The following is a 13043-nucleotide window of genomic DNA, read 5'->3' on the forward strand; positions in this document are numbered from 1 at the left end:
TCGATGACGTGGGCGGGCACTCCGTGGAGCCAGTGCATTTGGTGTCGGGCGTACGCCCGCTGTTCGCGGTTGAAGTCATGTGTAGCCATGGGGCCGACCCTCGGGGTACGGCCCCATGGCTCCTTGTCGCCCAGGAGGCGTTCGGCGGGCGTACGGCTACACGCCACCGGCGCGTCGGCCGCGCACACCGGCGGCGACGGCCCAGCCGAGCCCGCCGGCCGCCACGAGGACGAGGGCGATCTCGGGCAGGATGCCCAGCCGGGTGGCGGGCGTCTCGGAGGAGCGCAGCGGCACCTTCTGCACCAGCGAGTCGGCCACGAACATGCCGGTCTTCCGGGCGATCTTCCCGTCCGGCATGATGACCGCGCTGACCCCGCTGGTCACCGGGACGGTGACGGTGCGGCTGTGCTCGACGGCGCGGACCCGGGACATGGCGAGCTGCTGGTAGGTCATCTCACTGCGGTCGAAGGTGGCGTTGTTGCTCGGCACGGAGATCATCTGGGCCCCGTGGGTGACGGTGTCGCGCACGGCCCAGTCGAAGGCCGCCTCGTAACAGGTGGCGAGTCCGACCTTGGAGCCGTCCATGTCGAACACGCCCGGCTTGCTGCCCCGGCTGAAGTCCTGGCGGATCATCGACGTCCAGTCCTTGTTGATCGCGCCGATGAGCGAACGCAGCGGGAGGTACTCGCCGAAGGGCTGGATCTGCCGCTTGTCGTACGTGTCCAGCGGACCCTTCTGCGGGTCCCAGAGGATCTGCTCGTTGAAGAGCTTGCCGTCCCGCTCGACGACGCCGCCGACCGAGATCGGCGCGCCGATCGCCTTGGCCGCCGCGTCGATGACGGCGGCCGCGTCGGGGTTGGCGAGCGGGTCGATGTCGGAGGAGTTCTCCGGCCACAGCACGAAGTCGGGCCGCGGCACCTTGCCCGCCTCGACCTCGGCGGCCAGGCGCTGCGTCTCGCGCGCGTGGTAGTCGAGCACGGCGCGGCGCTGGGCGTTGAACTCCAGTCCGAGCCGCGGCACATTGCCCTGGATGACGGCTACGGTCGCCGTGCCGTCCTCGGCCTTGTCGCTGACCAGCGGACGGGCGGCCACCGCGGCCGCGACCGGCACGGCCACGCTGAGCAGGGCCACGGTGGCGGCGGAGCGCCGCACGGTACGGGTGCCGCGTGCCGCGACGGCCAGCCGCACGGCCTCGCACAGCCCGAAGCCGCACAGCACGACCGCGAAGCCGAGCACCGGGGTGCCGCCGACCGCCGCGAGCGGCAGGAAGACGCCGTCCGCCTGACCGAACGCGATCTTGCCCCAGGGGAAGCCGCGGAAGGGCACCCGCGCGCGTACCGCCTCGCCGGCGATCCACAGCGCGGCCGCCCACACCGGCCAGGCGGGCAGTCGCGACACCGCGGCGACACCCACGCCGACCAGTCCGACGAACAGTGCCTCGATCGCGACCAGGGCGAGCCAGGGGCCGGGGCCGACCTCGACACCGGTCCACACCAGCAGCGGCAGCAGGAAGCCGAGGCCGAAGAGGTAGCCGAGGCCCAGGGCCGCCTTCCAGCTCCGGTCGCGCAGCACCCAGCCGAAGACGGCGAAGGCCGGCAGGGCCAGCCACCACAGGGTGCGTGGGGGGAAGCTGACATAGAGCAGCACTCCGGAGAGCGCCGCGGCGAGGGCCGGGACGAGGCGCAGAAGCCGACGGCCGCGCGCTGCGGGCGCGGCCGGGGGTTCCAGCTGGTCCGACTGGCCTACTGAGGTTGCGGTGACGGTCACCCCGGGAGTGTACGGCCGCTGACCTCGGCGTCCACAACGCGGCCGGATGCGGGACGGGCCCGGACCCGGTACGTGGGCGGCGACGCGGGGCATCGCCCGCACCCGCTTGCGGCAACGTTTCTGCGGGGCGCCGCACAGCTCATCCACAAACCGTCCGGCAGCCGTTACGGTGGGCCGGAGTCTTCGCCGCGGGGCCGGTCGCGGTCGGCGCGGAGGCGGTCGTGCGGCGGGGGCCGGACGGCGGGACTGTCACGGGTCGGGGGCGGCCGGGTGCGGGGGGACGGGGTGGAGTTCACGGGGAGGGTGTCCGCTGCCGGTCCGGCGGCGGACGGCGACAGACGCAACGCCTTCGACGGCGTGGGCGTCCTGGTGCTCGGGGCCTGCGCCGCCTGGTCCCTGCTGACGGCGGCCGCCCACGACGGCCGCCCCGAGGGGGTGCTGCTCGCGCTGCTCGCCGTGGCGGCGGGCTATGCCGCCGGACGGATCTTCGGGGCGCTGCTGCCGGTGGCGGCGCCCTGCGCCGGGGCGCTGGCCGGGCTGGTGCTGACCCTGACCGTGCCGCATCTCGCGCCAGGACCGCAGATCGTCGCGCCGCTCGGACCCGCCGGGGCGACCGCGGCCCTGCTGACCCTCTCGGCCGGCTCCGCGTGCTGCGCCGCCTGGGCCGCGCCCGCCCCTGGCGCACGGCTGGCGGCGTGTCTGCTGGCCGCCGCGATCACCGTGACCGCGGCCGTACGCGGCTCGGTCGTCGGCGCCGCCGCCTGCGTGGCGGTGCTGCTGTGCTCGCTCGCCACGGGCCGGATGCGCCGCCGGGGTCCCGGCATCGCGCTCCTGGCCCTGGCCGCCGCCCTGGTCACGGGCCTGACCTGGGCGGTCGCCGGGAACGCGCTGCCGGACGGCCTCACCTCGGCCCTGGAGGGCGGGCTCACGACGCACCGGGTCGAGCTGTGGCACGACGCCCTGGACCTGGCGGGCCGGGAGAGCGCGCTGGGCGTGGGCCCGGGACGCTTCGGCGACCTCAGCGCCACGGCGGCCGCCGCGACGCCGTCCGACGGGAAGCCGCACTCGGCGCCGTTGCAGCTGGCCGCCGAACAGGGTGTGGTGGGTGTGGCACTGCTCGCGGCCGCCTTCTGCTGGCTGCTGGGCGCGCTGTGGCGCTCGCCGCGTCCCGCACCCGTCGTACTGACCGCGGGCGCGGCGCTGACGGCACTGGCGGCCATCGCCTCGGTGGGCGACGCGCTGAGCTTCACCGCGGTGTCGGTCGGCGCGGGGCTCCTGGCCGGGCTGGCCACGGCGCGGCCGCTGGACCAGGTGCCCGCGTCGGACGCCTCGGATCGACCGGGCGAACCGAGGGTACGCGCGCGGGGCGGCCGGCCGGCCCCGTGACCGTGGCCGATGCCCGGCGCACCGGTCCAGCTGGTCCCGCGCGTCCTCAGTGCAGCGGGCCGTGCGCGTTGGAGCGCAGCCGGTCCCGGATGACCCGTACGGCTGCTTCGGCGTCGTCCACGGTGATCGTGAAGGTGTGTCCGTCCCACAGCCGCAGCACCACGCCCTCACCCCGGCGCACGACGACCGCGGTGCCCTTCTCCGGCCGCCAGCGGTAACCCCAGCCGCCCCAGTGGCGCGGGGTGACGAGCGGGGCGAAGTCGGCACCGGCCACCTGCGCCAGCGGAATACGGCGGCGCGGCACGCCGATGTGGCCGCACCGCACCTCCAGGGACTCCTTGTCGAGCCTCAGGTCGACGTGCACGAAGGCGAGGGTGCCGAAGAGGACGAGCAGACCGGCCGCGATGCAGCCGACCACGGCCATGGCGAGCGCGGCCGTGCCGGAGGTCCACGCGGAGTCGACGGCCAGTTCGATGCCGAGCGCCATGCAGGCGGCACCACTGATCGCCAGCAGCCACTGGAAGCGGTTGGTGGCGCGCCCGGTCCAGATGTCCGGGTGCGGAGTGTCCACGTCCTGGAGGCGGTCCCTCATGGCAATGAGATTACTCAGGTTTCACCGCACGGGTACTGCGTCGCGCAGGTTGGCTCCGCCGGCCGGGCGAGTGCGGCGGAGCGGGGGCGTCCGCCGGGCGCCCGTCGGTCACGGGAGCGGCCCGCCCGTCAGGAGGCGGGGCTGGCCACCTGCAACAGCCGCCCCTCGGCGTAGGCCAGCGCAGGCTCGGGCAGCGCGCCCGCACGCCCGCTGAGCAGCACCGTCACCGAACCGAGCGCCGGCGCATCGGGGGCGGGGAGGCCGCCGAGGCGGCGCAGGGCCTGCGCAGCCACGGCACCGGCGGAGCCGTGCAGGACGAGCGGCGGGAGACCGGGGCGCTGCACGGCGGCCCGGATGCGGTCGGCGACCAGCTCGTAGTGGGTGCAGCCGAGGACCACGGTCGTGACGTCCGCGGGGGTCAGCGCGGCGGCCGCGGCCACGGTGGCCTCGATGGCCGCCTCGTCGGCGTGCTCCACGGCCTCGGCCAGGCCCCAGCACGGCACCTCGGTGACGGCCACACCGCCGGCGAAGTCCCGGATGAGCCCCTGCTGATAGGGGCTGCCGGTGGTGGCGGGCGTGGCCCAGATCGCGACGGGGCCGCCGCCCGCGGCGGCCGGCTTGATCGCGGGAACCGTGCCGATGACCGGGATGCCGGGTTCGAGACGGGTGCGCAGGGTGTCCAGGGCGTGCACGGTGGCGGTGTTGCAGCCGACGATGAGGGCGTCCGGCCGGTGCGCGGCGGCGGCCTCCGCGACGGCCAGGGCACGCCCGGTGAGGTCCTGTGGGGTACGCGGCCCCCAGGGCATGCCGTCGGGGTCGAGGGAGAGAACCAGATCCGCGTCGGGCCGCAGGCGCCGTACCGCGGCGGTGGCCGCCAGCAGGCCGATTCCGGAGTCCATGAGCGCGATCTTCACCCGGCCACGATAGACGATGGGCTGCTGCGCGCCCCTACGGTGGGGCAGACTGCGCGGGTGAGCGCCATCACGTGCATCGCCGCCGCTTCTCTCGCCGCCTGGCTGTGGCTGCTGCTCTTCCAGGGCTTCTTCTGGCGTACGGACGTGCGGCTGCCGACGCTGCGCGAGCCGAGCACCTGGCCGTCCGTCTGTGTCGTCGTACCGGCGCGCGACGAGGCCGCGATGCTGCCGTCGAGCCTGCCGTCGCTGCTCGCCCAGGACTACCCGGGCCGGGCGGAGATCTTCCTGGTCGACGACGGCAGCCGGGACGGGACCGGGGAACTGGCGCGCGAGCTGGCGCGGCGGCACGGCGGGCTGCCGCTGACGGTGGATTCGCCGGGTGAGCCACCCGCGGGCTGGACGGGCAAGCTCTGGGCGGTGCGGCACGGCATCGCCCTGGCACGCACGCGTGGGCCCGCCTACCTCCTGCTCACGGACGCCGACATCGCCCATGCGCCGGACAGCCTGCGCCGGCTCGTGGCCGGCGCGCGCTCCGGAGGCTTCGACGTCGTCTCGCAGATGGCGCGGCTGCGGGTGGAGAGCCTGTGGGAGCGGCTCGTCGTCCCCGCCTTCGTCTATTTCTTCGCCCAGCTCTATCCGTTCCGCCGTATCAGCAAAAGAAATAAGGAGAAGGTCGGCGAGAAGAACGGGAAGAAGGGGAGGACCGGGACGGCGGCCGCCGCGGGCGGCTGTGTCCTGCTGAGCGCCGAGGCCGCGGAGCGGGCCCGGATCCCGGACTCCATCCGGCACGCCGTCATCGACGACGTCGCTCTCGCGCGGGCCGTCAAGCGCACCGGGGGCCGTGTCTGGCTCGGGCTGGCCGACGGCGTGGACAGCGTGCGCCCCTATCCGCGGCTGCGCGATCTGTGGCGGATGGTCTCGCGCAGCGCCTACGCGCAACTGCGCCACAGCGTCCTGCTGCTGGCCGGCACGGTCGGCGGGCTGGCGCTGGTGTACCTGGCGCCGCCCGTCACCCTGGTCGTGGGGGCGGCGCTGGGCGATCCCGCGACCGCCGTGCTCGGCGGCACGGCCTGGCTGGTGATGGCCGGGACGTACGTGCCGATGCTGCGTTATTACCGGCTGTCGCGGTGGCTGGCTCCCCTGCTGCCGTTCACCGCGTTCCTGTACCTGCTGATGACGGTCGACTCCGCGGTGCAGCACTACCGGGGCCGGGGTGCGGCCTGGAAGGGCCGCACCTATCCCCGTCCCGAAGCCGTCGCCGACGAGGGCTGAGCCGCCCCGGACCCGCCTCGCCTACTTCCGGCCGGGCGTCCAGTCCATGCCCCATCCGTAGGTCTGGTCGACGGTCCGCTGCGGGCTCACTCCGCGCGCAGGCACCAGGTAGCGGGCCTCGCGCTGGACGACCAGGTCACCGCCGTTGTTGGTGATGAGGGCGAGCGCGCACACCGTGGAGGGGACGGTGCACTCGTCGAGCGAGAAGTCGATCGGGGCGCCGTACTGAGGGGTGAGGGTGACCGTCGCGTGCAGGTCCGCGAAGGAGCGGGCGCCCTCGTAGATCGTCACGAAGACGAGGATGCGACGGAAGTCGCGCGCGTGGTCGAGGTTGATCGTGAGGTTCTCGCCGCTCGCCGTGGCGCCGGTGCGGTCGTCGCCGTCGAGGTGGATGTACGGCGGCCGGTTCAGGGCTCCGAACGCGTTGCCGAGGGCCTGTACGACCCCTTTGCGGCCGTCGGCGAGTTCGAACAGGGCGCACAGGTCGAGGTCGAGGTCTCTGTGCAGCGCGACGGCCCGGCCGCGCTTGCTGCCCCAGCCCGAGAACTGCTTGCGCACCTCCCAGTTGAGGTTCACGCGCATGGCGCCCGAGGTGCCGCCCTGCTTGGTCAGCGAGACCGACGGCGTGGACTTGGTGAGGGTGACCTTGGACAGCCGGACCGGCTGGGCGGGGGGCGGCGGGGCCTGGTGGGCCGGCGCCGGCATGGTCGCCGGGGGGACCGCCGGGGGCGGGGACACGGGCATCGGAGGGGCCGCGGGCGCGGCGCCGAACGGGTTCACCGGGGTGACGAGGGTGGGATCCCGGGGGGCGGGGGCCGGCACCGGCGGAAGGGGGGCCGGGGCGGCCGGGACCGGGGCGGCCGGTGCCGGGTGCTGCGGTTCGTCCACGGTGATGCCGTAGTCCGTCGCCAGTCCCTCCAGTCCGCTGCCGTAGCCCTGGCCGACGGCCCGGAACTTCCAGGCGCCCTGGCGGCGGTAGAACTCGCCCAGCACGAACGCCGTCTCGACCGTCGCGCCCACGCTGTCGAAGCGCGCGTGGACCGTGCCGCGCTCCGCGTCCCGGACCTCGATGTACAGACCGGGGATCTGCCCGAACGTGCCGCCGTCGGCGGAGGCGGCGAGGATCACGGTCTCGACGGCGGGCTCCACGCGCGCGAGGTCGACGACGAGGGTGTCGGTCACCCGGACGCCGCCGTCGCGGCGTTTGCCCTCGTGCCGGACGGTGCCGGAGGAGTGCACGGGCTGGTTGTAGAAGACGAAATCCCCGTCGGAGCGGACCTTGCCGCCGACCAGCAGGAGCGCCGAGGCGTCGGCGTCCGGCACCCCGGGACCGGCTCCCCAGCCCAATTCGACGCGCAGTGCCGTCGTCGGCACCGGCGTATTCGATCCCTTCGACATTGACATGTCCGCCCCCATCACATCCCACTCGCCGGGCCAGGTCCCGGCCCCCATCGGGTTGCCTACGGAACCAACCTATTCCGCGCGGTGGCGAACTCCCATGGAGAGACGGAAACCCGGGAGGTCAACCACCGGTAACCCCTCCGGAACTCGGGCTTTACCCGATCAGCACCCTGCCCGGTGCCCCTTTTTCCCATGTTCGCTCGCATTGGGGATCCCAGGTCACTACGGACGCGGAAAACAACCCTCTTATCGGTCTCCCCAACCAGCACATCGTGGGCTTAACTTATGTGCCATGACCTCCCCCCGCTCCACCTATGGCGGCGGCTACTACTCCGCCTCCTTCCCGGACACCCCGATCTACGACTCGCTCGTGGCCGAACGGGGCACTCCGCAGATCGCCCCGATCCGGGTCCCCGCCGCGTACGACATGGGCATGGGCAGCAGCCTTCCGTCGATGGGCAGCAATCTGCCCGCGCTCCCCTCGGCGCTGCCCGCCCTGCCCCCGGCTCCCTCCCAGCCGGGCTACGGCTACCCGCAGGCGCAGCAGCCCTCCCCGCTGCAGCAGGCGCCCGCGGCCTACGTCCCGCAGCAGGCGGCGCCCCGCGGCTACCCCGGTCCGCAGCCGCAGCAGCCCCGCCCGGTCCAGCCCGGCATGGGCTACGAGGCGATGCGCCCCGCGGCCGCCCGGCCCGCTCCGGCTCCCTACCAGGATCCGTACGGCAACCAGCAGCAGTACCGCGGCGGCTACTGATCCGTTCCCGGCCCGTCGGTGCCACCTGGCACGATGGGAATCATGGATAAAGCGGACCTGCTGTCGATTCACGTCCATCCGGTCAAGGCGTTCCGGGCACTGTCGCTCCGGGAAGCCGTCGTGGAGCCCTGGGGGCTGGCCGGAGACCGACGCTGGGTACTGATCGACGACGGGGGAAAGGTCGTCACGCAACGCCAGCAGCCGCGCCTCGCACAGGCCGCCGCCGAGCTCCTGCCCGGCGGCGTCCGGCTGTCCGCGCCCGGCCGTGCGCCGCTGACCGTCCCCGAGCCGGAGCCGGCCGGGACCGTGCCGGTCGAGATATTCGGCGACAAGGTGGAGGGTGTGCCCGCCGACGCCGCCGCCCACGCCTGGTGCAGTGCCTTCCTCGACGCCGACGTGCGTCTCGTGCACATGGACGACCCCGCCGTGCGCCGTCCGGTCGACCCCCGGTTCGCGCTGCCCGGGGAGACGGTCTCCTTCGCCGACGGCTTCCCGCTGCTGGTCACCACGACCGCCTCCCTCGACGCCCTCAACACGCTGATCGCGCAGGGCCGCAACGCCGCCGAGGGCCCGCTGCCCATGAACCGTTTCCGGCCGAACCTCGTGGTGTCGGGGACCACCGCCTGGGCCGAGGACGGCTGGCGCCGCATCGCCGTCGGCGAGGTGACCTTCCGGGTCGCCAAGAAGTGCGCGCGCTGCGTCGTGACCACCACCGACCAGAGCACGGGCGGGCGCGGCAAGGAGCCGCTGCACACCCTGGGCCGGCACCGCCGTATCGACGGCGGTCTGATCTTCGGCCAGAACCTGGTGCCCGAGTCCCCCGGCACGCTCCGGGTCGGCGACCCGGTCACGGTCCTCGACTGAGCCCGCCTGCCGCCTGCCCGTTCGGACGCCTGCCCGCCTGTACGGTGCGTCAACTCCTCGCGCGCCCGCGCGATGCCGACGCGGTTCGGGAACCCCGCGCCGGGACCCGCTCGTTGGGATTTTCGCGAGCAGTTCGTGCAAGGCCCGGGCCGGAGGTGAGTTCACTCTCTTCGACCGGACCCACGCGTGAACGGTCGCGCACGGGGATACACGGAGGGGTGAGGGGGTGGCGTCTCGGTGCGAGCGATCGGCGGGCTCTGGCGCTGGCGGCACAATCCGCTGCGGCGCGCGACCGACCTGGTGGAGGCCTGGCTCGCCCTCGTGGCCCTGCTGTTCGTCCTGGTCGTCACGCCGGTGACCGGTCTCCTCGTCGGCGGAGCCGCCCAGGACGCCCTCCAGCGGGCGGCCCGTGCGCAGCACGCCGCGCGGTACGAGGTGACGGCCACCGTGGTGCGCCGGCTGACCCGTTCCCCGCTGGAGGCCGACCCGGAGGTCTCCGCCCTGCGGGACAGCCGCAGCCGGGTGACCGCCGACTGGAGAGCACCGGACGGCACCGCGCGCCACGGCCCGGTCGTCACGACCCTCAAGACCCCGCACAGCGGCGACCACTTCACCCTGTGGACCGACGTGCACGGCACCCTCGTGGCCCGCCCGATGGACCCGGTGACGGCGACGACGCACGCCGTCCTCGCCGGACTGGGCGCGGCCATGCTGACCGTGGGACTCGTCGAGGGCATGAGACGGCTCGTCCTGTGGCGCATGGTCCGGCGCCGGTACGCGCGTTGGGACCGGGCCTGGGAGCGGGCGGGCCCGGACTGGGGCCGGACCGGCACCGGCAGCTGAGGGCACGGCGTCCGCCCGGCCGCCTTCGGCCTCTGGTCAACCCACCGTGCGTACGCACGCTACGGTGGACCGGCCGATACTTCGGCATCGACCCGCGTACGACGAGGTGGGGGCACGGCAACGCCATGGCACAGGGCACGGTCCAGGTGACGCACACCGGTACTTCGAGGTGGCGGCGCCGCACAGGTGAGTACGCGTCGCTCGCCGCAGCCCTGGAGGCCGCGGCCGAAGGTGACGTCCTCACCATCGCCCCGGGCACCTATCGGGAGAACCTCGTCGTCGAGCGGGCGGTGACCCTGCGCGGTCCCGAGGGCTCGGCCGGTTCGGTGCGGATCGCGCCCCTGGACGGAGTGCCGCTGACGGTCCGTGCGTCGGCGGTCGTCCAGGACCTGCACGTGGAGGGACAGGACGCGGCGGCTCCGGCGCTGCTGGTCGAGGACGGCTCGCCGGAGCTGCACGACGTCCGGATCGTCACCCGGTCCGCGGCCGGCATAGAGGTGCGCGGCGGCGCCCGGCCCACCGTGCGGCGCTGCACGGTCGACAACCCGGCGGGCATCGGCATCGCCGTGGTCGACGGCGGTGGCGGGGTGTTCGAGGACTGCGAGGTCGTCGCCTCGGGGCAGTCCGGGGTGATGGTGCGCGCGGCCGGCCATCCGCGGCTGGAGCGCTGCCGGGTGCACCACACCTCCGGGGCCGGGCTGAGCGTCACCGGGGACAACTCCGCGCTGGAGGCGGTGGGCTGCGAGGTCTACGAGGTGCGGGGCAGCGGTGTGCAGATCACCGCACGGGCCACCGCCCACCTCACGGACTGTGATGTGCACCGCACCACGGCCGACGGCGTCACCCTGGACACCGACGCGGTGCTGACGCTCGCCGACTGCCGGATCCACGACATCCCCGAGAACGCGGTCGACCTGCGGTCCCGCTCCGTGCTGACGCTGACCCGCACGACGGTGCGCCAGTTCGGCCGCAACGGGCTGTCGGTGTGGGATCCGGGCACGCGCGTGGACGCCAACCAGTGCGAGATCTTCGACAGCACCGGCGACTACCCGGCGGTGTGGGTCAGCGACGGGGCGACCGTGGTCCTCGACTCCTGCCGGGTGCACGACGTGCCGGACGCGCTGTTCGTCCTGGACCGCGGCTCGCGCGCGGACGTCGTCGACAGCGACCTCTTCCAGGTCCGCAACACCGCCGTGTCGGTCAGCGACGGGGCCACCGCGCAACTCGACGACTGCCGGATCCGGGACGCGGCCACCGGGGCCTGGTTCCGTGACCACGGCAGCGGCGGCACCCTCAACAACTGCACCGTGGACGGCACCCAGACCGGCGTGATCGTCACCAAGGGCGCCGACCCCACCATCGAGCGGTGCACGGTCGACTCGCCCGCGGAGGCCGGGTTCTACGTCTCGGCGGGCGGCCGGGGCAGCTTCCTGGGCTGCCGGGTCACGGGCAGCTCCGGCTACGGCTTCCATGTGCTCGACGGCTGCCGTACGACGCTGCGCAAGTGCCGTACGGAGCGCTGCGCGCGCGGCGGGTACGAGTTCGCGGAGGCCGGCCCGGACGCCGCGTCCGGCTCGGGTCCGGTCGTCGAGGACTGCACGAGCGACGAGAGCGCGGGGGTGCGGGCGCCCCGGGCACCGGAGCCGGAGCCGACCGTGCAGCAGACGGCGGCCCGGTCCACGGGGCTGCTCGGCGCCATCCCCGGCCAGCGCGTCACCGAGCAGGAGCCGCTGCTCCCCGCCACGCCGCCGGAGCAGCAGACGCGCGCCTCCACGGCCGTGCTCGGCGAACTCGACGCGCTGGTGGGCCTGGACAGCGTCAAGCGGGAGGTACGGGCCCTCACCGACATGATCGAGGTGGGCCGGCGCCGCAGGGAGGCCGGGCTGAAGGCGGCCTCCGTCAAACGTCATCTCGTCTTCACCGGCTCTCCCGGCACCGGGAAGACGACGGTCGCCCGCCTCTACGGCGAGATCCTCGCCTCCCTCGGCGTGCTGGAGCGAGGGCATCTGGTCGAGGTGTCCCGCGTGGACCTGGTCGGCGAGCACATCGGTTCCACGGCGATCCGCACCCAGGAGGCGTTCGAACGGGCGCGTGGCGGAGTGCTGTTCATCGACGAGGCGTACGCGCTCTCCCCGGAGGACTCCGGCCGTGACTTCGGCAAGGAGGCCATCGACACCCTCGTGAAACTGATGGAGGACCACCGGGACGCGGTGGTGGTGATCGTCGCCGGGTACACGGCCGAGATGGAGCGGTTCCTCTCGGTCAACCCCGGTGTGGCGTCCCGCTTCTCCCGGACCATCACCTTCAGCGACTACGGCCCCGGGGAACTGCTGCGGATCGTGGAGCAGCAGGCCGAGGAGCACGAGTACCGGTTGGCTCAAGGGACCGCGCAGGCCCTGCTGAAGTACTTCACGGACCTGCCCAAGGGCCCTGCCTTCGGCAACGGCCGTACGGCCCGGCAGACGTTCGAGGCGATGGTGGAACGGCATGCGGGCCGGGTCGCCCAGGTCGCGGAGCCGAGCACGGACGACCTGACCCTGCTCTACGCCGAGGACCTGCCCGAACCGTCCTGAGGCGGGCCGCCGGCGGGACGGGGGCCCGGCAGGTCCGGCCGCAACCGGGCCAGCAGTCGCCGCCGTTCCCGCGCGAAGACCGGGTCGGCCTGGTAGTCGGAGTGTCCGAGGACGGGTGCAGGCAGCGGGTGGCGGCCGGTGCGGCCGTACGCCATCGGGTCCTTCAGCGGCGCACGGTCCACCTCGGGGCCGCAGTCGCCGGGCAGCCGCACCGGGCCGCCGATGGGGTCGGTGAGACGGTAGAGGTTGCGCCAGCAGGCCACCTCCCGGTGCAGTGAGCTCAGCGCGCCCGGCCCGAAGTGGGCCGGGAACCAACGGCCGTAGAGCCGTTCGAGCGGGGAGCCGTAGGTCAGCAGGGCGACCCGGCCGCGCTCGGCGGGCCTGAGCTGCCAGACGGCGGCGGCCGCGAGCACGCTGCCCTGCGAGTGCCCGGAGATCACCAGACGGCCGCCCGTGTCGCGGGTCCAGGTGGCCATCCGCCAGGTCAGGTCGGGGACGGCGCGCTCGGCGTAGCAGGGCGGGGCGAAGGGGTGGGCGGCGCGCGGCCAGAACGTGCCGACGTCCCACAGGATGCCGATGGTGCGCCGGGCGGTGGCGTCCTTGTAGGCACGTCGGCCCCAGGTCACGAAGACGATGAAGCCCAGTCCGATCAGCCAGGAGCCGATCGCCTGCGCGGCGTC

10 protein-coding genes and 1 pseudogene are annotated in these 13043 nt (G+C 73.9%); 6 read left to right on the plus strand and 5 right to left on the minus strand.

Annotation, left to right across the window (positions count from 1 at the left end; translation table 11 throughout):
- Positions 1 to 156 precede the first annotated feature (156 nt).
- Positions 157 to 1767 (minus strand): apolipoprotein N-acyltransferase, encoded by a 1611-nt coding sequence (gene lnt / locus ABT085_RS34650; RefSeq protein WP_351617187.1) that lies wholly within the window; start codon positions 1765 to 1767, stop codon positions 157 to 159.
- Positions 1768 to 2070: 303 nt separating this feature from the next.
- Here lnt and ABT085_RS34655 point away from each other — a divergent pair, with 303 nt between their 5' ends.
- Complete coding sequence (locus ABT085_RS34655) at positions 2071 to 3153, plus strand: O-antigen ligase family protein (RefSeq protein ID WP_351617190.1); 1083 nt, start codon at positions 2071 to 2073, stop codon at positions 3151 to 3153.
- Between the two features lie 46 nt (positions 3154 to 3199).
- Here ABT085_RS34655 and ABT085_RS34660 read toward each other — a convergent pair whose 3' ends face one another.
- The gene (locus ABT085_RS34660; protein WP_351617193.1) at positions 3200 to 3745 is read right to left on the minus strand and encodes a hypothetical protein; all 546 of its coding nucleotides are present in this window, start codon (positions 3743 to 3745) and stop codon (positions 3200 to 3202) included.
- Between the two features lie 128 nt (positions 3746 to 3873).
- Positions 3874 to 4659, minus strand: a complete 786-nt coding sequence (locus ABT085_RS34665) for a glutamate racemase (protein WP_351617195.1) — start codon at positions 4657 to 4659, stop codon at positions 3874 to 3876.
- Positions 4660 to 4698: 39 nt separating this feature from the next.
- Here ABT085_RS34665 and ABT085_RS34670 point away from each other — a divergent pair, with 39 nt between their 5' ends.
- Positions 4699 to 5931 (plus strand): glycosyltransferase, encoded by a 1233-nt coding sequence (locus ABT085_RS34670; protein ID WP_351617198.1) that lies wholly within the window; start codon positions 4699 to 4701, stop codon positions 5929 to 5931.
- 21 nt (positions 5932 to 5952) lie between these two features.
- Here ABT085_RS34670 and ABT085_RS34675 read toward each other — a convergent pair whose 3' ends face one another.
- Positions 5953 to 7329 carry a TerD family protein gene (locus ABT085_RS34675; RefSeq protein ID WP_351617201.1) on the minus strand — a complete coding sequence of 459 codons (1377 nt, stop codon included), beginning with the start codon at positions 7327 to 7329 and terminating at the stop codon, positions 5953 to 5955.
- Positions 7330 to 7624: 295 nt separating this feature from the next.
- On the opposite strand from ABT085_RS34675, the gene ABT085_RS34680 reads away from it, so the two are divergent.
- The 4 genes from ABT085_RS34680 to ABT085_RS34695 all read left to right on the plus strand — a co-directional run bounded on the left by ABT085_RS34680 (position 7625) and on the right by ABT085_RS34695 (position 12363).
- Positions 7625 to 8083 (plus strand): DUF6643 family protein, encoded by a 459-nt coding sequence (locus ABT085_RS34680; RefSeq protein ID WP_351617204.1) that lies wholly within the window; start codon positions 7625 to 7627, stop codon positions 8081 to 8083.
- A 42-nt stretch (positions 8084 to 8125) separates the two neighbouring features.
- Positions 8126 to 8947, plus strand: a complete 822-nt coding sequence (locus ABT085_RS34685; RefSeq protein ID WP_351617207.1) for an MOSC domain-containing protein — start codon at positions 8126 to 8128, stop codon at positions 8945 to 8947.
- Between the two features lie 237 nt (positions 8948 to 9184).
- Positions 9185 to 9790, plus strand: a complete 606-nt coding sequence (locus ABT085_RS34690) for an Rv1733c family protein (protein WP_351617209.1) — start codon at positions 9185 to 9187, stop codon at positions 9788 to 9790.
- A 125-nt stretch (positions 9791 to 9915) separates the two neighbouring features.
- A complete protein-coding gene (locus ABT085_RS34695; protein WP_351617212.1) occupies positions 9916 to 12363 on the plus strand; it encodes a right-handed parallel beta-helix repeat-containing protein in 2448 nt (815 codons plus the stop codon).
- Here the strand turns inward: ABT085_RS34695 and ABT085_RS34700 are convergent.
- A pseudogene (locus ABT085_RS34700) lies at positions 12333 to 13043 on the minus strand (hypothetical protein); the annotation flags it as partial. The gene ABT085_RS34695 and the pseudogene ABT085_RS34700 overlap by 31 nt on opposite strands.

The organism is Streptomyces sp. NPDC002265 (genome assembly GCF_040296125.1).
GTDB lineage: Bacteria > Actinomycetota > Actinomycetes > Streptomycetales > Streptomycetaceae > Streptomyces.